Here is a 21,847-nt window from a genome sequence, read left to right as displayed (position 1 = left end):
CGCGTGGCCACCACCTCCGCCGCACCCTCCACCCCCACCGAGGACCACCGATCCCCGGAAAGTCACGCACCCGCGATTCAAGGGGTGACTCCGCGCCCCGAGGCGCCGAAACCCAGCGGGATGGTCTACCTCGGGCTGGTCGGGCTCGCCGTCCTCGCCTTCATCTTCTTCTGGGCCACTCGGGATTCCGGGAACGTCCTGCTGATCCCGTTGGGCTTCGTGACGCTCTGGGCGCCGCTGTACCCGGTGATCGGGCTGGCAGTGATGCTGCTGGCGCTGGCCTTGTGCTTCAAGGCCAAGGTCGGCACCATGGGCGCCTTCGGGGTGTTGGCCTTCATCATCATGAGCTATTGGGCCGGTTCCACGGTGAACTTCACGCTGTTGGAGATTCCCAGCCGCTGGTCCAACGTCGAGCCCCGCCTGAGGGCCTTCCTGGACCCGAACTGGAGCTACATCTGGACGGTCCGGGACCAGTGGCTGATCACCATCTCGATGGCCGTGGTGGCCACGCTGATCGGCTGCGCCATCGGACTGGTGCTGGCCATGTTCGCCTCCCCGGTCTCCAGCCCGAACAAGGGGGTCTCACAGGCGATCAAGGCGGTGAACTCGGTGGTGCGCTCCATCCCGGACGTGGGCTGGGCGCTGCTCTTCGTGGCCTTCATCGGCGGCACTGCCCACGGGCTGGGCCCGATGGCCGGGGTCCTGGCGCTGCTGATGTTCAACACCGGAATCGTGGCCAAGCTGCTGAGTGAGACCATCGACTCGGTGAACCCCGGACCGGTGGAAGCGGCCGACGCCGCCGGTGCGAACCTGACTCAGCGCAACCGGCTCGCGATCCTGCCCCAGGTGCTGCCTGGCTTCGTGTCCTACGGGCTCTACGTCTTTGAGCTGAACATCCGCGCCTCGGCAGCGCTGGGCATTGTGGGGGTGGGCGGCATCGGCTCGGCCATGATGCTGCAGCTGAACCGCTTCGCCTTCGAGAACGTCGCCGCCATCCTGATCGCGCTCATCGCGGTGGTGCTGCTGGTCGACATGTTCTCCATGTACATCCGGAGGAAGCTGCTGTGAATAAGAGACCGATCAACGCCGGGCCGGGCAGCGCCTCGCGCCCCGAGCACCAGCAGCCCGCCCAGAACTCCGAAGCAGGCCAGCCGCGCTTCGCCCCGGACGCGCTGGACCGGCGCCCCGTGCGACCCTCCAGGCTCGGCTACAACGCCGGGATGCTGGCGGTGGGCATCATCTTCATCGCCGCGATCTACGGCACCGGCATGGACGCCCGCGCGCTGTTGGACCTGCCGGCGAGCATCATCCAATACGGCCAGCTCATGGCTGCCGGGGTCTTCCAGATCCCGGATGAGACCGTGGCCGGCTACTGGAGCCAGTCCTTCGACGCGATGTTCGAATCCGTGGCGATCGCCTGGGTCGGCACCATGGTCGGCGCGCTGTTCTCCCTGCCGCTGGGCTTCATGGCGGCGCGGAACATGTCCCCGCTGCCGGTCTACGTCGTGGTCCGTTTCATCCTCTCGGTGATCCGTGCGGTGCCCGAGATCATCTTCGCCATCGCGATCATGCTCCCGCTCTTCGGCTTCGGCTCCGGCGGCGGTGGAGCCCTGGCTGGGGCCATGGCGCTGGGCATCAGCTCCATCGGCACGCTCTCGAAGCTGATCTCCGAGGCCATCGAAGCGGTCGACGGCGGTCCGCTGGAGTCCTCCCGGGCCTCGGGCAGCAATCACCTGCAGCTGATCCGCTGGGCGGTGCTGCCCCAGGTGATGCCGGAGGTCATCGCGATCTGGCTCTACCGCTTCGAGGTCAACATCCGCGCCTCCGCGATCCTCGGAGTGCTGGGTGCCGGTGGCATCGGCTCGCTGCTCTCCACGGTCTTCGGTGCCCGTGACTGGGACCGGATCGGCATCGTGCTGGTCGTGATCATCCTGGTGACCATGGTGGTGGATCAGATCTCCGCGTTCATCCGGCACCGTGTGATCCATGGCCCCACGGTCCGCAACGGTGGGGGAGAACCTCAAGGGGACGACGACGGCGACACCGGTCCCGGCCCGGGCCCCGGCTCCCAGGCCGGCACATCGGTCGAGGAGGACCCGGCCCCGAAGTCGACCCGAGCCGCCGCTGGTCTCTGATCATCGAGGCACTCTCTGGAGAAGTCGGCACGGAGGCCCCCAGGAGCGGGCGCAGACCCGAAATTTCTCGAGGAATCTTGGCAGTAGGATGTGCCCATGAGCATCGTTGGTCAAAATTTGATGGAGCCGGAGCCCACGCTGCTCCCGGCCGAGCCCGAAGTCTCCGAATCCCTCGCCACCGGCGAGGAGCCGGTGGATCTCGCGGCGAAGCACCCGGAGTCCTCACTGGTCTGGGCGCTGCTCGCCGAGGATGCGCTGGATCAGGGCTACACCGTGGAGGGCTACGCCTACGCCCGGGTCGGCTATCACCGCGGCCTCGATACTCTGCGCCGCTCCGGCTGGCGCGGCGCCGGACCCGTGCCGTGGAACCATGAGCCCAACCGCGGCTTCCTGCGTGCCCTGGGTGCACTGGGTCAGGCAGCCGCCGCGATCGGCGAGACCGCCGAGGTAGAGCGCATCACCACGCTGCTGCGCGACTGCGACCCCTCAGCACCCGAGGCGATCAGCCGCCTGCGCTGACCCTTGAGGTGCCCACGCTGAAGGGTTGTTTCCGCGATGGCTAAGCTCTACTTTCGCTACGGCGCCATGAATTCGGGCAAGTCCACCGGACTGCTGCAGGCCGCGTTCAACTACGAGGAACGCGGCCAACGGGTGTTGCTCACCAAGCCTCAGGTCGACACCAAGGGCGAGGATGAGATCGTCTCCCGCCTGGGAGTGACCCGCAATGTCGACTTCCTGATCCCGCCGCAGGCTGCGCTGCGCGAACTGGTGGCACAGCACGCGGCCGGGACCACCCCGGGGACGCTGCTCGATGACATGGAAGACGAGTCCGGGGCGCTGAACCGGCAGATCAAACCGGTGGCCTGCCTGCTGGTCGATGAGGCCCAGTTCCTGACTCCGGCTCAGGTGGAGGACCTGCTGCGCATCGCCGTGCTCGACGACGTGCCCGTCCTGGCCTATGGCATCCGCACGGACTTCCGCACGGTGGCCTTTCCCGGCTCGGCCCGGCTGATGGACCTCGCCCACGCGCTGGAGGAGCTCAAGACCATCTGTCGCTGCGGGCGCAAGGCCGTGTTCAACACGCGCCGGGCTGGGGAGGCGATCATCTTCGATGGTGATCAGGTGGCGATCGACGGCACCGACATCTGGTATGAATCCCTCTGCGCCGCCTGCTATCTCCAGGCCTCCGGAGGCCGGCTGGGCTGAATGACAGGGCGGAGAATGTCAGCACCAATCCCCGTGTTGTTCGACGTTGGTAGGATCTACAGGGACGCCTTTGCTGTTGCGGGTGCTCCCAGACCAGCTCAGCTCGGGAAAGGACTGCCATGCCGGCCATCGTGATCGTCGGAGCCCAATGGGGCGACGAAGGTAAGGGCAAAGCCACGGACCTGCTCGGTTCACGAGTCGACTACGTGGTGAAGCCCAATGGCGGCAACAACGCAGGCCACACCGTCGTCGTCGGCGGTGAGAAGTTCGAGCTCAAGCTCCTTCCCGCCGGCATCCTCTCCCCGAACGCCGTTCCGGTGATCGGCAACGGAGTCGTTGTGAACCTCGAGGCGCTCTTCCACGAGATCGACGGCCTCGAAGCGCGCGGCGCGGACACCTCCAAGCTGAAGATCTCGGCGAACGCCCACCTGGTGGCGCCGTATCACCAGACCATGGACAAGGTCACCGAGCGCTTCCTGGGCAAACGCGCCATCGGCACCACCGGTCGCGGCATCGGTCCCACCTATATGGACAAGGTTGCCCGCCTGGGTATTCGGGTCCAGGACATCTTCGACGAGTCGATTCTGCGGCAGAAGATCGAGGGCGCGCTCCGGCAGAAGAACGAGCTGCTGGTGAAGCTCTACAACCGCCGAGCCATCGCGGTTGATGAGATCGCCGAGTACTTCCTGGACTTCGCCGAGCGTCTGCGGCCCATGGTCGTGGACACCACCATCTTGCTCAACGACGCGCTGGATCGGGACGAAGTGGTCCTGATGGAGGGCGGCCAGGCGACCTACCTCGACGTCGACCACGGCACCTACCCGTTTGTGACCTCGTCGAACCCGACGGCGGGCGGCGCCTCCGTCGGCTCCGGCATCGGTCCGACCCGGATCAAGCGCTCGATCGGCATCGTGAAGGCCTACACCACTCGCGTCGGTGCCGGCCCGTTCCCGACCGAGCTCTTCGATGAGTGGGGGGAGTACCTGCAGAAGACCGGCGGGGAGTTCGGGGTCAACACTGGTCGGCCGCGGCGCTGTGGCTGGTACGACGCCGTGATGGCGCGCTACGCCTCCCGGATCAACGGTTTCACCGATTTCTTCCTCACCAAGCTCGACGTGCTCACCGGGATCGAGGAGATTCCGGTCTGCGTGGCCTATGAGGTCGACGGCGTGCGCCACGACGAGATGCCGATGACCCAGACCGAGTTCCACCACGCGAAGCCGGTCTTCGAGAACTACCCCGGCTGGACTGAGGACATCTCCGGTGCCCGGACGCTCGACGACCTTCCGGAGAATGCGCGAAACTACGTGCTCGCACTCGAGAAGCTCAGCGGCTGCCGCATTTCCGGCGTCGGCGTAGGACCGGGGCGCGACCAGACGATCGCGATCCACGACCTGATCGAGGACTGAGGCTCGCAGCGGCGCCTCCTTCGGGCGCTGGCGGTAAGGCGCTGGTCTGATGAACATGTTCATCAGGCCAGCGCCTTTTTTGTGCTCTCATGCCGGCGAGTGTCGACGTGGAACATATGAATGACATTTATTATATCAAGAAATATTCATGTATTACTTGACGGGCAGTCTGCTGAATGGTTTGGATGGGCAACAGTGGATTGATGCGGAATCCATTTTGTTCAACAAAATCAGAGGGTATAAAGCATTCACTCGCCTCGTCTTGATGCAGCAATGACCACACCTGGTCGCGCATGAAGCGCCGAGAGCGTATTCACGGGGCGGGGGAACCTAGCAAAGGGGATCCCGTATGAGGGACGCACTAAGACAAGAATCCAGGCCCAGACCGCCCGGTCACCGGGCGCCTTGGCGGCGCTGGACCGCCTACGCCTCCAGCCTGGCACTCGCCGCGGGGCTCACCATGGCGGGGACGGTGCCCGCCAGCGCCGCGCCGGAGGACGTATCCGAGGGTCTCGGCCAGTTCCTCGGTGGAGACGCGGCGGGATTGAATCTGGACGCCATCGTTGAGCTCCAGGGCGCCTATGCGGAGAATCCGAGCGGCACCAACCCGGTCTCGGCCACCCCGCTGAGCGCCGAGCTGCTGAACTCGGTCGGTGTGGACCTGGGCGGTTCATTGCAGCTGCTGGGACCCAACGGAATTCTGCAGCTGGGCACGGTGAACCAGTTCGGTGAAGCCACCGATGAGGGCGATGCCCGAGCAGCGGCTGGTGCCGTCAGCGATCAGGGGGCGATCTCGGTGGGTGGTTCGGGAGAGTTCCCGGCCAAACGCGGACCTCAGCCTGACCCCGCTGCTCACCGGGACCGAGGCGGAGAGCATCCTCAGCGCGCTGAGCCTGAACCTCGGAGCTGTCTCCTCCAGCGCTGAGCAGCTCGACGGCGGTGCGGCCACCACCGACTATGACATCGCCGGCGCGACGCTGAACTTCTCCAGCCCGCTGGTGCAGGCGGTCTACGGGGACCTGCAGACCACCGTGGAAGAGCTTCAGACTGATGTCGCAGGCCTCTCGGAGTCCATCTCCGGCGGGCTGGCCAGCGTCGAGCTCGGCAGTTTCGCGACGCTCAACAGCGAAGTGACCGTGGTTCCGCCCGATCTCTCCGAGGTGCTCCCGGCCGAGGTCATCGGCACCAGCAGCGGCGTGACCGTGGACCTGACCAGCGGCGCGGTCACCGTGGATCTTGCGGCGCTGCTCGCGGCCAACCCCGAGCTGCCCGACCTGAACAACCTGGGACCGAACTCGCCTCTGCTGAGCGCCGGCGTGACTGCGGCGATCGCGGACGGCATTACCCAGGCGGTGACCGACGCAGTCTCCCCCCTGGTGGAGAATCTTGAGAACGCGATCCAGGCAGCGAGCGTCGACGTCGATGTCACCATTGACGCCCTGCTCATCGGCGAGATCGCGGTCACCCTTGATGCCACGGTCCAGGAGCTGCTGGCAGGCGAGGCGACCGCGGTCTTCGCGGAGGGCCAGGAGGGCCCCGTCGGGGAGCTCGTGTCAGCTCTGGGGCTGGGCAGCTCCGATGCTCTCCTGAACTCGATCGTCAACGCCGTGACCGGCAGCCTCTGGACGGCAGTCGACGAGGTCATCGAAGCCGAGGGCACTCTCGACGACATCACCGGTTCGCTGGCCGCCGAGGTGGTAGGACCGGTTCTCACCCTGGTGAACGAGCTCGTCGCCGTCACGGTCAACGTCCAGCCCGCGACCGGGGACCTGGGTGCGGCGTCAACCACCGTCCGTGCCCTGCAGGTCGCGGTGCTGCCTGCAGCGCCGCTGGCCACGGTCAACCTGGCCTCCTCCACCGTGCGCGGCACGGGCACAGAGGTTCCGGTCTTTGATCCTTCGATCGGTGTGGATCCTTCCGAGGTGGAGCAGGGCTCCTCCACGACAGTCACCGGTGAGGGGTTTGCTCCTGAGGAGTCGGTGACGGTGAGCATCCCGGGTGTCGATGGTGGTGATCCGGTGGCAGTGGAGACCACGACGAACACTGAGGGTGAGTTTGTGGTGGATCTGCCGGTGCCGGGGGATTACCCGACCGGTGATGTTGAGGTCACGGCGGAGGGTGCGCAGTCGCAGACTCCGGCCACGGCTGGTCTGGTGGTTCTCGCTCCGGGTGAAGACGGAGACGATGACGACGATGATGACACCGACGAAGCCGAGGTGGACCCCTCATTGGGCGTCGAGCCTGACAGCGCAGCGCCCGGTGACGAAGTCACCATCGAGGGCGATGATTTCGTGCCCGGCTCGACCGTGGACATCGTCATCACCGACGAGGACGGCGACGTCATCGGCACGATCGAAGACGTCCAGGTCGATGAGGACGGCGACTTCAGCCAGGACTGGACGGTGCCCGAGGGTACCGATCCGGGGGATCTCACCATCATCGCTGAGGACGATGAAGGAAACAGTGCCGAGGCGATCCTCGTCATCGTGGACGGCACCGGGCCTGACGGCGACGAGGGGCCCGACGGTGACGGTGACAACGGTGCCGGTGATGACGGTGCCGGTGATGACGGTGCCGGTGATGACGGTGCCGGTGACAACGGTGCCGATGGTGACAACGGTGCTGGCGGCGGCGGCGACGATGGGGCCCTCGATCCAGGGGTCTCCATCGACCCGGACGCTGCCGAAACGGGTGAGACCGTGACCATCGAGGGTGATGACTTCACCCCGGGAGGCACGGTGATCATCGAGATCGTGGACGAGGGTGGCAACACCGTCGGGACCATCGACGATGTTCAGGTCGGTGACGATGGGTCGTTCCTCGTGGACTGGACGCTCCCGGCTGACCTGTCCCCAGGTCAGCTTGTCGTCACCGCAACCGATGACGCGGGCAACGCGGGCAGTGGCATCCTCGATGTCCTGGACCGGGATGGTGCCGGCGGCGTGCGCGACGGTGAAGGCGATGCCACCCCGGCAGGGGCCGGTGAGGGGTCTGATCGATCCGGTGGACTTGCCGCCACAGGCGCCACAGTGGCGACCTTCGGGGTGATCGCGCTCGTGCTCACCTTGCTCGGCGCGGTACTCTACATGGTCTCCCGTCATCGCCGTTTCGCGGAGGGAGGGTGACACCGCGCAGCGACACCGTGCATCCAGAATGCGAGTCGTCAGTGCGCAACGACACCGCGCGGTGACGGCGTGGACTGAGCGCACGGTCTAACGCGGTTCCGTGCGGCCGTGTCGCGGACGCGCAGTGCCAGGGGCGGTTCCACCATCAGGTGGGCCGCCCCTTCCACGCTCGAGCGCCACGATCTGCGACGACGCCATGGTCCACGTCGGAACCGGGGACGAGCAGACTGTTGAGCTCAGCACGGGACGTGAACGGTATTGCTCGAGATTCTTCCTGGGAACTATGTCCGTTTCAGACTCTGCGCCGTAATCTGAATGCACCTCGTGTTCCTCGAGAGAGTAGGTTCTCATGGAGCTTCCACAGCATGGACGATGCGTTGCGCGGCTCGGCAGGTCACTTCGGATGTCCAGTCTGGTGCGCACATGACTGCCTCCGACCGCGAGGGTTTCAACATCCTGGTGGTCTGCACCGGAAACGTCTGTCGCTCTCCCCAGGCCGCACAGCTGCTCCAGGCCGAGGCCGAACAGGCCGGAGAACCCTGGCGCTCCACGGTGCGCATCACCAGCGCGGGGACCCGAGCCCTGGTGGGCTCGCCCATGGACGAACCCGCGGCTGCGCTGTCCAGCAAGTTCGGTGCCGCAGCCACCGAGCACACGGCCAGGCAGCTGGACACAGCGATGATCGAGGACGCCGACCTGGTGCTCTGCATGGCGCGCGAACACCGCAGCGCCGTGGTGCGCGCGGTGCCGCGGGCCTCGCGGAGGACGTTTCTGCTGACCGAGTTCGTCGACCTCCTTGAAGGCCTCGGAGAGCCCTTGGACCGGCAGCCTGAGTCCCTGCAGCCGGGCGGCGCGCCGGCGGAACTGGCAGACCAGCTGCGCCGAGGGGTGGAACGAGTCGCCGCACAGCGCGGGATGATCCCACCCCGAGACCCAGAGACCGTCGACGTGGTCGATCCCTACCAGCGCAGCCCCAAGATCTACCGGGAATCCGCGGAACAGGTGCGCGCGGCCATCGCTGGGATCCATCGGTCCCTGCACGCACTCACCCGGGGCGTGACCAGATAGCCACACCCCGGGGCCGGTGTGCCCGGGCGGGTATGCCCGGGCCGCTCACGCTCAGTGGTCGAGGATCTGCCGCTTCGCGGAGATGACGCCGGTGTTGAAGCCTGAGAGGTGCAGGTTTCCGTGGAAGCGGCCGTGCTCGATCTTGATGCAACGGTTCTGCACCGCGTTGAGCCCCGCGTCCTGGGCCAGCTGCATGGCTGACTCGGATTCGATCCCCAGCTGCGCCCAGATGGTCTTCGCGCCGATCTCAGCCGCCTCCTCCGCGATCCCAGGAACGTCCTCGGCGCGACGGAAGATGTCCACGATGTCGGGGACCTCCGGGAGGTCCTTCAACGAAGCGTAAACCGGCTGACCCAGCACCTCCTTGAGCCGCGGATTCACGAAGTAGACCGTGTAGCTCGAGGAGCTCAGCAGGTAGGTGGCCACGAAGTAGCTGGCCCGGGCTGGCTTGTCCGACATGCCCACGATCGCCACAGACTTCGCGCTGCGCAGCAGCTGCAGCCGGCGGGAGGGCGACGGCGCCTCCCAGCGCCCATGGGGATGTTCGGCCGTGGCGTCGTCGTCGTGCTGCAACGTCTGCTCGCTCATCACTTGTCTCCTTCGACTGCGGTGCTCAGCGCATTCTCCAGCGCCTGGTCCAGGTCCCAGATGATGTCATCCACGTCCTCGATCCCGACCGAGATGCGGATCAGATCCTCCGGGATCCCGGCCGCGCTCATCTGCTCCGGGGAGAGCTGCTGGTGGGTGGTGGATCCCGGATGCAGGATCAGGGTCCGCACATCTCCCACATTGGCCAGGTGGCTGGCCAGCTGCAGGGACTCGATGAACCGGGCCCCGGCCTCGCGGCCCCCGCGGATCCCGAAGCTGAACACCGAACCGACGCCCTTGGGCAGCATCTCCTTGGCCCGGTCGTGATCGGGGTGGGAGGGCAGCCCGGCGTAGTTCACGTAGTCCACGCGGTCATCGGCTTCGAGCCACTCTGCGACCTTCTGGGCATTGGCCACGTGCTCATCGATCCGCTGCGGCAGCGTCTCGATGCCCTGGATCAGGTTGAACGCCGCCTGCGGGCCCAGCGAGGGCCCGATGTCGCGCAGCTGCTCAGCGCGCAGCTTGGTCAGGAACCCGTACTCCCCGAAGTTGCCCCACCAGGAGAGCCCGCCGTAGGAGGCCACCGGTTCGGTCATCGCGGGGAAGTTCCCGTTGTCCCAGGGGAACGTCCCGGACTCCACGACCACCCCGCCCAGCGTGGTGCCATGGCCGCCCATGAACTTGGTGACCGAGTGGATCACGATGTCCGCGCCGTGTTCGAAGGGCCGGATCAGGTACGGGGTGGTCAAGGTTGAGTCCACCACCAGCGGCACGCCGTGCTTATGCGCGACCTCGGAGAGTCCGCGCAGGTCAGCGATGTCCGAGCTGGGGTTCGCGACCACCTCGGTGTAGAGGACCTTGGTGTTCTCCTGCATCGCGGCCTCGTAGTCCGCCGGCTCCAGGGAGTCCACGAAGGTGGTCTCGATCCCGAATCGGCGCAGCGTGACGTCGAGCTGGGTGATGGTGCCGCCGTAGAGCTTGGAGCTGGCCACGATGTGGTCCCCGGACCCGCACAGTGCGGCGAAGACCAGGAACTCGGCGCTCATCCCTGAGGCGGTGGCCACTGCACCGATGCCGCCCTCCAGGGAGGCCACCCGCTCCTCCAGTGCCGAGACCGTGGGGTTGCCGATCCGGGAGTAGATGTTCCCGTACTTCTGCAGCGCGAAGAGGTTCGCGGCGTCGTCGGTGTCCTTGAACACGAAGGAGGTGGACTGGTGGATGGGCACGGCACGCGATCCATAGACGGCATCGGGGACGGCCCCGGCGTGCAGGGCGCGGGTGCGGAAGCCGAACTGGCGATCGCTCATGTAGCTACCTCTTCTCTCCTCGGCGCGGTTCCGCGCCGTTGGCAGATCTCTTCGATTCTCGGGACACAGGGTTCATTCTGCAGGCTCGTGGTGTCTCCCAGGGTCTCCCCGTCATGGAGCTGGGTCAGCAGCCGGCGCATGATCTTCCCGGAGCGGGTCTTGGGGACCTCCGGAACCGGGATGATGGTGCGCGGCTTCGCGACCGGGCCGATCACCTCGCCCACGTGGTGGCGCAGCGCTGCGATCAGCTCCGCCTCGGACTCGCTGCCGGTGCCTCCGGCGGAGTCCAGGCGCTGTTGTGCGGCGGTGGTCAGCACGGTGAAGGCGACGGCTGCGTGTCCGGTCATCGGATCGAAGACCGGGCAGACCCCGGCTTCGATCACGTCCGGATGGGAGACCAGCGCGGATTCGATCTCGATGGTGGAGAGTCGGTGACCGGAGATGTTGATGACGTCATCGATCCGGCCCAGGATCCAGATGTCCCCGTCGGCGTCCTTCCGCGCCCCGTCCCCGGCGAGGAACCAGCCCCGCTGCGCGTACTTCTCCCAGTAGGAGCTGAAGTAGCGTTCCGGGTCTCCCCAGACGGTCCGCGCCATCGAGGGCCCGGTGTGGGTGAGCACGATGTTTCCCTGCTCCCCGCTGGGCACCGGGTCGCCCGCCTCATCGACGACGGCGGCGCCCCAGCCGGGCAGCTCGCGGGTCGCCGCTCCGGGCTTGAACCTGGAATCCTCCGGGCGCGGGGAGAGCACCGTGGACCCGGATTCGGACTGCCACCAGGTGTCCACCATGGGCAGGGCAGGCTGGCCGGCGTCGTCGGTGGTGTCCCGGCCGATCTCGCGGCGGATCCAGTGCCAGGCCTCCGGGTTCACGGCCTCGCCCACGGTGCCGGCGAGCCGGATGGAGGAGAGGTCATAGTGTTCCGGCACGCCGTCGGGGAACCAGCCCATGAGTGAGCGGACCAGGGTCGGCGCGGTGTAGTAGGTGCTGACCTTGTGGCGTTCGATGATCTCGAAGTGCCGGCCCTCATGCGGGGTGTTCGGGGTGCCTTCAAAGATCACCTGGGTGGCCCCGGCCGCCAGGGGCCCGTAGATCTCATAGGTGTGTGCGGTGACCCAGGCCAGGTCGGCGGTGCACCAGTGGACGTCCTGAGTGCGCCGGGCCGGATCCGGGTGGGCGAAGAGCCGCAGATAGGTGTAGAGCGCGCCGGTGAGGTAGCCCCCGGTGGTATGCACCAGGCCCTTGGGCTTCCCGGTGGTCCCGGAGGTGTACATGATGAACAGCTCGGTCTCGGCGTCGAAGAACTCCGGGGTGTGCTCGGTGGAGGCGGTCTCCACCACCTCGTGCCACCAGAGGTCCCGCCCGGGGGTCCACTCCACGTCCGAGTCGGTGCGGTTGATCACCAGGACGTGTTCCAGGTTGCCGCCGTGTCCAGCGCTCGCCTCGGCGACGGCGGCATCAGCGTTGGCCTTCACCGGCACGGCCTTGCCGCGGCGGAACTGACCATCTGTGGTGACCAGCAGCTTCGCCCCGGTGTCCTCCACCCGGAACTTCAGCGCCTCGGTGGAGAATCCGCCGAAGACCAGCGAGTGCACCGCGCCGATCCGGGCGCAGGCCAGGGTGATCACGATGGTCTCCACCAGCACCGGCAGATAGATCACCACCCGGTCGCCGCGGGTGATGCCCATCGAGGTCAGGGCGTTCGCCGCCTGGTTGACCCGGCGGCCCAGCTCCGCGTAGCTGACGTCCTCGCGGTCCCCGGGCTCGCCCTCGAAGTGCAGCGCGATCCGCTCGCCGTGCCCGGCGGTGACGTGACGGTCCACGCAGTTCACCGCCGCGTTGAGGGTCCCGCCCTGGTACCAGGCGATCTCCGGACCGCGCCGGGTGACCGGGTTCGGTGGGGTCCAGGAGTGCGTCTGGCGCCAGGGTGCGGCCCAGTCCAGCAGGTTCGCCGCCGCGGACCAGAAGGCCAGGCGCTCGTCCTCGTTCTGCGGGTCCGCCCAGGAGTGCACATCGGCGCTCAGCGGGTCAGCGGGCACCGCGGTATTCGGAAGTGGTGTCACCAAAGGTCCTTCTGCTCAGCTCAGGGAGGTCAGGGTCTTGAACTCGTGCTGGTGGAAGACCAGCCCTGCAGCACCCTCGGTGAAGCCCAGGTCCAGGATCTCGAGCACCACGATGTCGTGGTCCCCGGCGCGGACCTGGTTGTAGATCCGGGTGCGCAGCCACATCGGGACTCCGTCGAGCAGCAGCGCCGAGCCCTGGAGCTGGTAGTCCACCCCGGTGAAGCGGTTCGCCCGGTCCTTCGAGGCGATCTGTCGGCACAGTCCATTCTGGTCGCGGCCCAGCACCGAGATGCCCAGTTCGCCTCCGCTGCGCTCAAGCTTCGGCCAGGTGGAGGAGTTGTGCTGCACCGCCAGGGTGACCAGCGGCGGGTCGAGCGAGACGCCCACCGTGAAGGTGGAGGCGATGATCGCCTCGGGCGCTCCGTCCACCTCGGCGCCCACGGCGACAATTCCCTGCGGAAACTGCGCCAGGGCATGACGCAGCGCGAAGGAATCTACGCGGGACGCGGCGGTGGGGTTTTCCAGGGTGCGTGCGGGAACAGACATGCAGATCAACTCCATCGGTCCTGGCGTTAGCACCCGGCGTATCCGGGTTGCTGCGGCGTCTCTGAGCCAGATCTCTCAGCCGCTCGGGATGGTGACGGGTCAACGCTACGCGGGCTGCCGCCGACCAGCAAGAATTGCTCGCACTGTGAGACGCCGGATGACATCCGCATCGTGGGGCAGGACTCTGTGCTGTCGGATGAACACACTGTCGCCCCGGCTGTCAGGGCGCACAGCGTTCAACGATATGCACCGCCTCCCTATTGGTCGGCGCCGCGGCGGATCGCAGGTGTGCGGCGTCGTTGCGACTTGACGGGTGCGTCCCTGCGCCGTCTATATTTAGCGTCATCACCATCCAGAGCGACTGAGGGATCTGGCCCGTCGACGTCGCAGCAACCCGGACACGCCGGGTGCTAACGCCAGAACCGATGGAGGATCGAATGAACATTCAACTGCCTGTGCCCCAAGATCTGCGCGAGACCATTGCCCGGGTCGGGCTGCGCGCCCTCGACCGTGAGCGCAGCCGCGAACTTGCCCGCACCGAGGTCAGGGACCTCGTCTCGGCCGGCATCGGTCGACTACGTCTGCCGCGCTCGGCCGGCGGATTCGGCCTGGACTGGGTGGCCAGCACGGAGATCCTGCTGGAGCTCGCCGCCCAGGACAGCAACATCCCACAGGTGCTGCGGGGACACTTCGCAGTGCAGGAGGACCTGCTGTGGCGAGCCGATGCCGAGTCCGATGCCGCCCCCGACGCCCGGGACCTCGTCCAGCGCTGGCTCGCGCGGCTCGCGGCGGGGGAGCTGGTCGGCAACGCCTGGACCGAGCCGGGCAAGGGCGGCTTCCACCAGTCCGGCACTGTGGTCAGCGAGTCCACCGACGGGCACGTGGTCAACGGGGTGAAGTACTACACCACCGGCGCGATCTTCGCGGACTGGCTCGATGTCACCGCCCGGGACGCCGCGGGCCGCGAACTCGCGGTCCTGGTCCGCCGGGACCAGTCAGGGGTGGAGATCGACGACGACTGGGACGGTTTCGGTCAGCGCACCACCGGTTCCGGCACAGCTCGGCTGACCGACGCCGTGGTGGAGGAGGCCGAGCTGCGCGGACTGAACGATCGGTTCCCCTACCAGACCGCGCTCTACCAGCACTTCCTGCTGATCGTGCTCGCCGGGGTCTCCGAGGCCGCCGCCCGGGATGCCGCGGCACTGCTGCATGAGCGCTCGCGGACCTTCTCCCACGCCAATACCCGCACTCCGCGCACGGATCCACAGCTGCTCCAGGCTGTCGGAGAGATCGATGCGGTGGCGGCGTTGGCGCGGGCGCAGGTCCTCGCGACCGCGGCGAGCTTGGATGCCGCCTCCGCCGCTCGGAGCAGCACCGAGGGCGCCCAGATCGAGGCCGCCAATGCCGTGGAGCTCGCCACCGGTCGCGCACAGGTGGCGCTGCACCGCCCCGTGCTGGAGGCCCTCACCCGGGTCTTCGATGTCCTGGGCGCCTCCGGGGTGAGCCAGTCGCGCAGCCTGGACCGGCACTGGCGCAACGCGCGCACCGTCACCAGCCACAACCCCTGGGTCTATAAGGCTCGGATCGCGGGGGACCACCGGGTCAACGGCACCGCACCGGTCAGGCTGTGGAGCGTCGGCGAGCCTGACGCTGCGCACACGCCTTCGGCTGAGGGCCCGACAGGCGCACCGGAGAAGGTCACACCGGGCGCCTGATCTGCCCTCCGTGGTCCGGCGTCCGGTGTGGATCCTCGAGCGCGGCGTCCACGCCCAGGCACCGACCAGGCTCGGCCCGCCGCGCCACTCCGTCAGACCGCCACTCCGCTATTTCGCCACTCCGCCCCGCCCCGAACGCCCGAACCCCAAGGAGAACCACGAATGACCTACCCGAGAACCGAATCCGGAAAGCGCGAGATCCTCTTCAACGCCTTCGACATGAACTGCGTGGTGCACCAGTCCCCGGGCCTGTGGCGGCACCCGGAAGACCGCGCCCGGGAGTACAACACCATCGGGTACTGGACCGAAGTGGCGCAGATCCTGGAACGTGGACTCTTCGACGGCCTGTTCATCGCCGATGTGCTCGGCCCCTATGACGTCTTCGGCTCGAACCCGGAGGCCGCGCTGCGTTCCGGGGCGCAGATCCCGCTGCAAGATCCGTTTCTTCTGGTCTCCGCGATGGCCGCGGTGACGAAGAACCTGGGCTTCGGGATCACCGCCGGCACCGCTTACGAACACCCCTACCCCTTCTCCCGTCGCCTGGGCACCCTGGATCACCTCACCGGCGGCCGAGTGGGCTGGAACGTGGTCACCGGTTATCTGCCCTCGGCCGCGCAGAACATGGGCCAGGACGATCAGATGGAGCACGATCGCCGCTATGACCACGCCGATGAGTACCTGGACGTGGTCTATAAGCTCCTCGAAGGCTCCTGGGAGGACGACGCCGTGCTGGCCGACAAGGCCTCAGGGGTGTTCACCGACCCGACCAAGGTGCACCGGATCGAACACCACGGCGAGTTCTTCAAGACCCCCGGGATCGGTGTGGTGGAGCCCTCCCCGCAGCGCATCCCGGTGATCTACCAGGCCGGCGCCTCCAGCCGAGGCCGCGCCTTCGCGGGCAAACACGCCGAGGCGGTGTTCATCAATCCGCCGACCAAGGAGCTGGCCAAGGCCTCGGTGGCCAAGATCCGCGCCTCCGTGGCGGAGGCCGGACGCGACCCCTATTCGGTGCGGATCTTCGCGATGCAGACCATCGTCACCGGTGAGGACAACGCCGCCGCGCAGGCCAAATACGAGGACCTCACCCGCTACATCGACGCCGAGGGCGGACTGGTGCTGATGTCGGGCTGGATGGGCATCGATCTGAGCCAGTTCGACCTCGACCAGCCCATCGGAGACGTGAAGTCCAACGCCATCCAGTCCACGGTGGAGACCTTCCAGAAGGCCTCGGGCCGGGAGGACGAGGTCTGGACCGTCCGGCAGCTCGCCGAGTGGGTCGGCGTCGGCGGCTTCGGCCCGGTCATCATCGGCGACGGCCCGACCGCAGCCCAGCAGCTGATCGAGTGGCAGGAGGAGACCGATGTGGACGGGTTCAACCTGGCCTACCACATCACCCCTGGGACCTTCGAGGATGTGGTGGAGCATGTGGTGCCCGAGCTGCAGCGACTCGGCCGCTATAAGACCGAGTATGCCCCGGGCACGCTGCGCAATAAGCTCTTCGGCGCCGGAGATCACCTGCCCGCTGAGCACCACGGCGCTCAGTTCCAGCTGCGCCGCAAGGGCTGAGCACCCCAGGACGCAAAATACCGGGGCCTCCGCGTCATACCGGGCAGACGGTGTGGCCGGTAGAGCGCGGAAGCCCCGGTAAAACGCGCGAACGGGGGAGCGGAGCTAGGCCCAGGTCTTAAGGGCCTTGCGCTCGAGCACCCCGAGCAGGGTGTCGGTGAGCTTGCCCAGCAGGGCCAGCAGCACGATGGCCAGCAGCAGCCGGTCGGTGCGCCCGTTGTTCTGCGATTCCGTGAGCAGGAATCCCAGACCTTCGGCGGCCGCGAGCAGCTCGGCGGCGACCAGGAAGAGCCAGGCCTGGGCGAGGCCCAGGCGCAGTCCGGAGAACACGCTGGGCACCACGGCCGGCAGCTGGACGGTGCCGAGCAGCCGGATCCCGTGGAACCCGAAGGCGCGCCCGGCCTCGACCAACTGAGCGTCCACATGCCGCAGCGCGGAATGGATCGCGGTGAACACCGGGAAGAACGCGCCGATCGCGATCAGGATGACCTTCGAGTCCTCGCCGATCCCGACCCAGAGCAGGAGCAGCGGGACCCAGGCCAGCGACGGCACGGCGCGGAAGGCTCCGACCGTGGGGTTCAGCAGCTTGTCCGCGATGGAGGACAGGCCCAGCAGCGAGCCGAGCGCCAGGCCCAGTGCAGCACCGATCCCGAAGCCGATCAGCACCCGCTGCAGCGAGATCCCGACGTGTTCAAAGAGGTCGCCGGATTCGAAGAGGCCGATCCCCGCCGTGAGGACCGCCTGTGGGGGAGGCAGCTGGATCGCGGTGAAGGTGCCGGTGACCTCGGTGACCAGCCACCAGAGTCCCAGCAGCAGCACCGGGACGATCGCGCCGATCAGCAGCCCGCCACCGCGGAGTCCGCGCCGGGTGCGTCGTGCGGGCGCGCCGGAGGGTGAGTATCCAGGCTGCGCTTCAGGTGCTGCGAGAATGGTGCTGCTCACTCGTCGTCCTCCTCGATGTCAGCCTCGTCGGCGGCGTTCTCGGTGCCCTCGGCGTCGGTGGCCTCGATGTTCTCGGCGAACTCGGTGTAGAACAGCGAGTCCAGGGCCTCGTCCACCGCCTCCTGGCTGTCCACGTCCCCGTTCTCCACGAAGAACGGTCCGGCGGCCTCCATGGCGGCGTAGACGTCATCGCCGGGCACCGGGTCCACCTCGAAGTTGGTGCGCTCGGTGATGACCGCCTCGGCGATCTCCAGCTCGATCCCGGCGTACTCGGCGAGGATCTCGGCGGTGCCCTCCGGGTTCTCGGTGGCCCACTCCCGGGCCTGTTCGTAGACGTTGACCACGATCTGCGCCACGTCGGGGTGGTTCTCCACGAAGTCTCCGGTGGCGTTGATGACCGAATACGTGTTGAAGTCCACGTTGCGGTAGAGCAGCTCCGCTCCCTCGGCCTCGGCGCCGGCCATGATCGGATCCAGCCCCGCCCAGGCGTCGACGTCGCCGTTCTCCAGGGCCTGCCGGCCGTCGGCGTGCTGCAGCGCCTGGACCTCGACGTCGTCCTCGCTGAGCCCGGCCTCCTGCAGGGCGCGCGCCATGAAGAAGTAGGGGTCGGTGGCCAGCGTCGCCGCGATGGAGGCACCCTCGAGGTCCTCCACAGACTCGATGTCAGAGCCCTCCTGGGTGACCAGGGCGGACCATTCGGGCTGGTTCTCGATCAGGATGGTGTGGGTATCGGCCCCCACGGCGCGGTTCAGCAGCGCAGCCGAACCGGCGGTGGAGCCGACATGGATGTTTCCTGCCCGCAGGTTCTCGTTCGCACGGTTCGAGCCCTGGGACTGCACCCACTGCACGTCCACATCGAGTTCCTCGAGCTCTTCCTCCAGCCAGCCGTTCTCCAGAATGATCAGGCTCAACGGGTTATATGTGGCGAAGTCGATGTTCAGCGTCTCCAGCTGCTCATCCTCCCCGCCGTCACCGCTGCAGGCGGTGGCGAGCAGCGTGACGGCGGCGGCCATGGAGACTGCCTTCAGCGAGGTGCGGGTCGAGCGGGATGCGCGGGAAACGGCGGGGCTGGGCATGTGGGGGCCTTTCGGTTCTTCAGTGATGGACAAGGTGTGCCGGGGTCTCAGAGGTGACTCTCCGGCGGTGTGGTGGGTCTGGCCTGCGGGACCGGTCGGAAGGACGTGAAGTCGACCGGGGTGCAGACCACGGATGGATCGAAGTGATGACCGGAACGCTCGGTCACCGCAGCCTTCAAGGTCAGTGGAGCACCTGGGGCCTGGTCGGTCGGTCAGTGGCTGTGTGAGTCCACGCCGAGGCCGGAGAAGAGCTCGCTGCGCAGCGCGGCCAGCTCGGCGGAGGCGCGATCCCGGGGTCGTTGCCCGGGGACGCTCAGCAGCCGCGCGATCGTGGCACCCTCGGCGGGGTCAGCATCAGCCGGGTCTTGACCGAGCAGCAGCACCCGGTCGGCCAGCTGCAGCGCCTCATCCACGTCGTGGGTCACCAGCAGCACCGTGGTGCCGGTCTCGGCATGCAGATCCAGCAGCAGGTCCTGCATCTTCAGCCGGGTGAGCGCATCCAGGGCGCCGAACGGCTCATCGAGCAGCAACACACCGGGGCGTCGAGCCAGAGCGCGGGCCAAGGACGCGCGCTGCGCCATGCCACCGGAGATCTCCCGAGGCCGCAGCGATGCGCGGTCATGCAGCCCGACCAGCTCCAGGAGCTCATCGACCCGTTCCCGGCCCTCGGCCTTGGAGAGGCTTCGCGGCAGGCCCAGGCTGACGTTCTTGTGGATCGAGCGCCAGGGCAGCAGTCGCGGCTCCTGGAACCCGACGGCGGTGCGCTCGTCATAGCGCCGCACCGGAGAACCGTCGATCAGGATCTCCCCGGTGTTGCCGGTGTCGAGACCGCCGACGGCGCGCAGCAGCGTGGACTTCCCGCACCCGGAGGAGCCCAGGATCGCCAGGACCTCACCGGGAGTGATCTGCAGGCTGACATCTCGCAGCACGGTGCGCGAGTCGAAGGAACGGCCCACCGCGGAGAGCCGCACGTCGAGCGAGGTGTATTCCCGCCGGCCGGCAGGCTGCTCTGCGGCTGGCGCACCGAGCTGCGCGGATTCAGCGGGGCTCGCAGCGGTCGCTGCGGCGGTGCCGGTCAGGGTGGAGGCAGGCGAAATCATCAGAGGTTACTCCCATCGATCCTGGCGGTAGCACCCGGCGAAAAGACGCCCCTTGAGGAGGCATCCTTCCCTGGGTTGCTGCGGCGTCGACGAGCCAGATCTCTCGGCCGCTCGGGATGGTACGCGGATCAGCCTACGCCCAGGCGGGGAATCGGATCAACGTGGAGTTCATCTGGTGAGATAAAACGCAACACCGGGGGCGACTTGACTTCCAGGCTATGTTCACGTCTACAGTGAAGATACTCAACCATCCAGAGCGACTGAGAGATCTGGCTCGAAGACGTCGCAGCAACCCGGAGGGCCGCAAGGCTCCGGCCGGGTGCTAACGCCAGGACCGATGGAGTATGCCTCATGATTTCCCTCTCCCATGTCTCGACGACCTTCGCCGCCCGCGGCAGAAAGCCGCTGACCGCGGTCGATGATGTCAGCCTGGAGGTGCCGCGCGGCAGCATCCAAGGCATCATCGGGTTCTCCGGCGCCGGCAAGTCGACCCTGCTGCGAAACATCAACCTTCTGGAGCGTCCCACCTCGGGCAGGGTCAGCGTCGGAGGCACCGACCTGACCAGCCTGGATGACACCGCGTTGCGCCGGGCTCGGCATCAGATCGGCATGATCTTCCAGGGATTCAATCTCGTGAACAACCTCTCGGTCGCTCAGAACGTGGAGCTTTCACTGAAGTTCGCCGGGGTCACCAGCCGCCGGGAGCGTCAGGCCCGGGTGTCCGAGGCGCTGGAGATCGTGGACCTCACCGAGAAGACTTCGGTCTATCCGGCCCAGCTCTCCGGGGGTCAGAAGCAACGGGTGGCGATCGCGCGAGCTCTGGCCACCAAGCCGGAGGTGCTGCTCTGCGACGAACCGACCTCGGCTCTGGATCCCTTCACCACCGCGACCGTGCTGCAGTACCTCGCGGATGTCAATCGCGAGTTCGGCATCACCGTGGTGATCGTGACCCATGAGATGGAGGTCATCAAGGCCCTCGCGGATGACGTCGCAGTCATGGAGGACGGACGCGTGGTCGAAGAGTTCCCCGCCGCGCAGCTGCGCCGGGAGGACTTCGACCCGCAGACCTCCATCGGGAAATACCTGCTCAGCGACGGGATCAGACTCGACCGCAGGTCCAGCGCAGAACCCGGGCCGGCCTCCGCGCCGCGCCTGGCATCCTCCGATCCGGACGCTGGGCCGGAAGCTGGGTCGGACGCCAGGTCGGACGCTGATCCGGATCGGTCACCGCAGGCCGCGCTGGCTGGCTCCGCCGGGGGTGTCCGCTGATGGACCTCGTCATCGAACGGCTGCCCGAGATCAATCAGGCCATGCTGGAGACCTTCGCGATGATCGCGGTCGCCATTCCGGTGGCGGTCCTGCTGGGCACCCCGCTGGGGATCTGGCTCTTCGTCCACGCCCCGGAGGGCCTTGCCCCGCGGCCCCGATCCCACGCTGTGGTCTCGGGGATGGTCAACATGATCCGATCCTTCCCCTTCCTGATCCTGCTCATCGCGATCATCCCGTTCACCCGGTTCGTGGTGGGCACCTCGGTGGGAACCGCCGCGGTGATCGTCCCGCTGACGATCAACGCGATCCCCTACTTCGCGCGCCTGGTGGAGCAGAACATCACCCAGCTGGGCTCCGGCGCGGTGGAGGCATCCAGGGCGATGGGCGCGACCCGCGGCCAGATCATCCGCAATGTGCTGCTCGTCGACGCCAAACCCGGACTGATCGGGTCCATCACCATCACCACGGTCAGCTTCATCTCCTACTCGGCGATGTCAGGGCTGGTCGGCGGCGGCGGGATCGGGGACCTGGCCATCCGCTATGGCTACTACCGCTACGAGACCCCCACCATGATCGCGGCGATCGTGCTGATGGTGCTGCTGGTGAGCCTCGTGCAGTTCACCGGCACCCGGCTCGCCCGCGCCTCGGACCGTCGCATCACCGCCTAGAGCAGCATCACCGCCTGATCAGAGTCCCCGCCTGATCAGAGTCCCCGCCTGATCAGAGTCCCCGCCT

19 protein-coding genes and 4 riboswitches are annotated in these 21,847 nt (G+C 67.2%); of the genes, 12 read left to right on the top strand and 7 right to left on the bottom strand.

Annotated features, from left to right (window positions below; all coding sequences use genetic code 11):
* Nucleotides 1–3 precede the first annotated feature (3 nt).
* From phnE (HNR24_RS08725) to HNR24_RS08695, 8 genes are all read left to right on the top strand, one after another.
* Nucleotides 4–1,068: a phosphonate ABC transporter, permease protein PhnE gene (gene phnE, locus HNR24_RS08725; RefSeq protein ID WP_182495593.1), complete on the top strand. Its 1,065-nt coding sequence runs from the start codon at nucleotides 4–6 to the stop codon at nucleotides 1,066–1,068.
* On the top strand, nucleotides 1,065–2,135 hold the full coding sequence (phnE, locus tag HNR24_RS08720; RefSeq protein WP_182495592.1) for a phosphonate ABC transporter, permease protein PhnE: 1,071 nt from the start codon (nucleotides 1,065–1,067) through the stop codon (nucleotides 2,133–2,135). Before phnE (HNR24_RS08725) ends, phnE (HNR24_RS08720) begins: the two co-directional genes overlap by 4 nt.
* Before the next feature lie 96 nt (nucleotides 2,136–2,231).
* The gene (locus HNR24_RS08715) at nucleotides 2,232–2,654 is read left to right on the top strand and encodes a DUF3151 domain-containing protein (protein WP_058888083.1); all 423 of its coding nucleotides are present in this window, start codon (nucleotides 2,232–2,234) and stop codon (nucleotides 2,652–2,654) included.
* Between the two features lie 36 nt (nucleotides 2,655–2,690).
* Nucleotides 2,691–3,341 carry a thymidine kinase gene (locus HNR24_RS08710; RefSeq protein ID WP_058888084.1) on the top strand — a complete coding sequence of 217 codons (651 nt, stop codon included), beginning with the start codon at nucleotides 2,691–2,693 and terminating at the stop codon, nucleotides 3,339–3,341.
* A 119-nt stretch (nucleotides 3,342–3,460) separates the two neighbouring features.
* On the top strand, nucleotides 3,461–4,750 hold the full coding sequence (locus tag HNR24_RS08705) for an adenylosuccinate synthase (protein WP_182495591.1): 1,290 nt from the start codon (nucleotides 3,461–3,463) through the stop codon (nucleotides 4,748–4,750).
* 349 nt (nucleotides 4,751–5,099) lie between these two features.
* Complete coding sequence (locus HNR24_RS14070) at nucleotides 5,100–5,675, top strand: choice-of-anchor G family protein (protein WP_157075372.1); 576 nt, start codon at nucleotides 5,100–5,102, stop codon at nucleotides 5,673–5,675.
* Complete coding sequence (locus tag HNR24_RS14285; protein WP_310735461.1) at nucleotides 5,590–7,875, top strand: choice-of-anchor G family protein; 2,286 nt, start codon at nucleotides 5,590–5,592, stop codon at nucleotides 7,873–7,875. The genes HNR24_RS14070 and HNR24_RS14285 overlap by 86 nt, the downstream gene beginning before the upstream one ends.
* A 423-nt stretch (nucleotides 7,876–8,298) precedes the next feature.
* Nucleotides 8,299–8,943, top strand: a complete 645-nt coding sequence (locus HNR24_RS08695; protein ID WP_182495589.1) for an arsenate reductase/protein-tyrosine-phosphatase family protein — start codon at nucleotides 8,299–8,301, stop codon at nucleotides 8,941–8,943.
* 51 nt (nucleotides 8,944–8,994) lie between these two features.
* Here the strand turns inward: HNR24_RS08695 and HNR24_RS08690 are convergent, their stop codons facing one another.
* Genes HNR24_RS08690 through HNR24_RS08675 form a run of 4 tightly spaced genes read right to left on the bottom strand, consistent with a single transcriptional unit; the run spans nucleotide 8,995 to nucleotide 13,444 of the window.
* Nucleotides 8,995–9,531 carry a CoA-binding protein gene (locus HNR24_RS08690; protein ID WP_083504686.1) on the bottom strand — a complete coding sequence of 179 codons (537 nt, stop codon included), beginning with the start codon at nucleotides 9,529–9,531 and terminating at the stop codon, nucleotides 8,995–8,997.
* Nucleotides 9,531–10,838: an O-acetylhomoserine aminocarboxypropyltransferase/cysteine synthase family protein gene (locus HNR24_RS08685; RefSeq protein ID WP_182495588.1), complete on the bottom strand. Its 1,308-nt coding sequence runs from the start codon at nucleotides 10,836–10,838 to the stop codon at nucleotides 9,531–9,533. Before HNR24_RS08685 ends, HNR24_RS08690 begins: the two co-directional genes overlap by 1 nt.
* Nucleotides 10,835–12,898, bottom strand: coding sequence for an acetate--CoA ligase (gene acs, locus HNR24_RS08680; protein ID WP_375139271.1), 2,064 nt, complete (start codon nucleotides 12,896–12,898; stop codon nucleotides 10,835–10,837). Before acs ends, HNR24_RS08685 begins: the two co-directional genes overlap by 4 nt.
* Before the next feature lie 15 nt (nucleotides 12,899–12,913).
* Nucleotides 12,914–13,444: a flavin reductase family protein gene (locus HNR24_RS08675; protein WP_058888195.1), complete on the bottom strand. Its 531-nt coding sequence runs from the start codon at nucleotides 13,442–13,444 to the stop codon at nucleotides 12,914–12,916.
* Nucleotides 13,445–13,452: 8 nt separating this feature from the next.
* Nucleotides 13,453–13,539, bottom strand: a riboswitch (SAM riboswitch).
* Nucleotides 13,540–13,789: 250 nt separating this feature from the next.
* Nucleotides 13,790–13,876: riboswitch (SAM riboswitch) on the top strand.
* A gap of 5 nt (nucleotides 13,877–13,881) precedes the next feature.
* On the opposite strand from HNR24_RS08675, the gene HNR24_RS08670 reads away from it, so the two are divergent.
* Nucleotides 13,882–15,159, top strand: a complete 1,278-nt coding sequence (locus HNR24_RS08670) for an acyl-CoA dehydrogenase family protein (RefSeq protein ID WP_182495587.1) — start codon at nucleotides 13,882–13,884, stop codon at nucleotides 15,157–15,159.
* A 162-nt stretch (nucleotides 15,160–15,321) separates the two neighbouring features.
* On the top strand, nucleotides 15,322–16,725 hold the full coding sequence (locus tag HNR24_RS08665) for an LLM class flavin-dependent oxidoreductase (protein ID WP_182495586.1): 1,404 nt from the start codon (nucleotides 15,322–15,324) through the stop codon (nucleotides 16,723–16,725).
* Nucleotides 16,726–16,830: 105 nt separating this feature from the next.
* On the opposite strand, the gene HNR24_RS08660 is transcribed toward HNR24_RS08665, so the two are convergent.
* The 3 genes from HNR24_RS08660 to HNR24_RS08650 all read right to left on the bottom strand — a co-directional run bounded on the left by HNR24_RS08660 (nucleotide 16,831) and on the right by HNR24_RS08650 (nucleotide 19,843).
* Nucleotides 16,831–17,667: an ABC transporter permease gene (locus tag HNR24_RS08660; RefSeq protein WP_058888092.1), complete on the bottom strand. Its 837-nt coding sequence runs from the start codon at nucleotides 17,665–17,667 to the stop codon at nucleotides 16,831–16,833.
* Nucleotides 17,664–18,743, bottom strand: coding sequence for an aliphatic sulfonate ABC transporter substrate-binding protein (locus HNR24_RS08655; RefSeq protein WP_182495585.1), 1,080 nt, complete (start codon nucleotides 18,741–18,743; stop codon nucleotides 17,664–17,666). Before HNR24_RS08655 ends, HNR24_RS08660 begins: the two co-directional genes overlap by 4 nt.
* A 212-nt stretch (nucleotides 18,744–18,955) precedes the next feature.
* On the bottom strand, nucleotides 18,956–19,843 hold the full coding sequence (locus HNR24_RS08650; protein WP_058888094.1) for an ABC transporter ATP-binding protein: 888 nt from the start codon (nucleotides 19,841–19,843) through the stop codon (nucleotides 18,956–18,958).
* A gap of 9 nt (nucleotides 19,844–19,852) precedes the next feature.
* A riboswitch (SAM riboswitch) is annotated at nucleotides 19,853–19,966 on the bottom strand.
* Between the two features lie 121 nt (nucleotides 19,967–20,087).
* Nucleotides 20,088–20,187: riboswitch (SAM riboswitch) on the top strand.
* A 7-nt stretch (nucleotides 20,188–20,194) separates the two neighbouring features.
* Here HNR24_RS08650 and HNR24_RS08645 point away from each other — a divergent pair.
* Both HNR24_RS08645 and HNR24_RS08640 read left to right on the top strand, forming a co-directional pair.
* Nucleotides 20,195–21,112, top strand: a complete 918-nt coding sequence (locus HNR24_RS08645) for a methionine ABC transporter ATP-binding protein (protein ID WP_182495584.1) — start codon at nucleotides 20,195–20,197, stop codon at nucleotides 21,110–21,112.
* Complete coding sequence (locus HNR24_RS08640; RefSeq protein ID WP_220477196.1) at nucleotides 21,112–21,780, top strand: methionine ABC transporter permease; 669 nt, start codon at nucleotides 21,112–21,114, stop codon at nucleotides 21,778–21,780. Before HNR24_RS08645 ends, HNR24_RS08640 begins: the two co-directional genes overlap by 1 nt.
* Nucleotides 21,781–21,847 lie beyond the last annotated feature (67 nt).

This window comes from Nesterenkonia sandarakina (assembly GCF_014138825.1).
In the GTDB taxonomy this organism is placed as follows: domain Bacteria; phylum Actinomycetota; class Actinomycetes; order Actinomycetales; family Micrococcaceae; genus Nesterenkonia; species Nesterenkonia sandarakina.
The sequence above is the reverse complement of the archived record's forward strand: the minus strand, read 5'-3'. Positions and strand labels throughout refer to the sequence as shown.